This window comes from Nocardioides albidus (assembly GCF_006335005.1).
Taxonomy (GTDB): domain Bacteria; phylum Actinomycetota; class Actinomycetes; order Propionibacteriales; family Nocardioidaceae; genus Nocardioides; species Nocardioides albidus.
The window spans coordinates 247,289-248,229 of record NZ_VDMP01000025.1 but is presented as its reverse complement, the minus strand read 5'-3'; the positions used below and the strand labels follow the sequence as shown (position 1 = coordinate 248,229).

The window sequence follows — 941 nt, the reverse complement described above, 5'->3', positions numbered from 1 at the left end:
GGGCCGCATCGGCGCCTCCACGGAATCCTCCCCGTGTAGTTCCCACAATTCCGGGTGAGTTCTCCACAGGTCGTGCCAGGCGCGGCTCGCGCCCATCAACTCTGGCGGGCCTGCATCTTGACCCGGTTGGTGAGCTCGCTGACCTGGTTGAACACGGCGCGGCGCTCGCCGAGGAGCTGGTTGATCTTCCGCTCGGCGTACATCACGGTCGTGTGGTCGCGGTTGCCGAACTGCGCGCCGATCTTCGGCAGGGACAGCCCGGTGAGCTCGCGGCACAGGTACATCGCGATCTGCCGGGCCATCACGAGGTGGCGCCCGCGGCTGGGGCCGGTGAGCTCGTCGATGGAGAGCCCGAAGTACGCCGCGGTCTGGGCGATGATGAGCGAGGCGGTGATCTCCGGCTCACCGCCCTCGGGGATGAGGTCCTTGAGCACGATCTCGGCCAGCGTCATGTCGACGTCCTGGCGGTTGAGGTTGGCGAAGGCCGTCACCCGGATGAGGGCGCCCTCGAGCTCGCGGATGTTGGTCTGGATCTTGCTCGCGATGAACTCGAGCACGTCGGAGGGCGCGGTGAGCCGGTCCATCGCGGCCTTCTTGCGCAGGATCGCGATCCGGGTCTCGAGGTCGGGCGGCTGGACGTCGGTGATCAGGCCCCACTCGAACCGGTTGCGCAGCCGGTCCTCGAGCGCCTCGAGCCGCTTGGGCGGGCGGTCGGAGGTCAGCACGATCTGCTTGTTGGCGTTGTGGAGGGTGTTGAACGTGTGGAAGAACTCCTCCTGGGTCTGGGTCTTGCCCTCCAGGAACTGGATGTCGTCGATGAGGAGGACGTCCACGTCGCGGTACTTCCGCTTGAACCGGTCCTGCCGGTCGTCGCGGATCGCGTTGATGAACTCGTTGGTGAACTCCTCGCTGGAGACGTAGCGCACCTTGGAGCCGGCGTA

At 66.5% G+C, this 941-nt stretch carries 1 protein-coding gene; it reads right to left on the bottom strand.

Annotated elements, in window-relative coordinates:
* Positions 1 to 95: 95 nt before the first annotated feature.
* On the bottom strand, positions 96 to 941 hold an 846-nt coding region (gene dnaA, locus FHP29_RS14355), incomplete at its 5' end, for a chromosomal replication initiator protein DnaA (protein ID WP_139623807.1).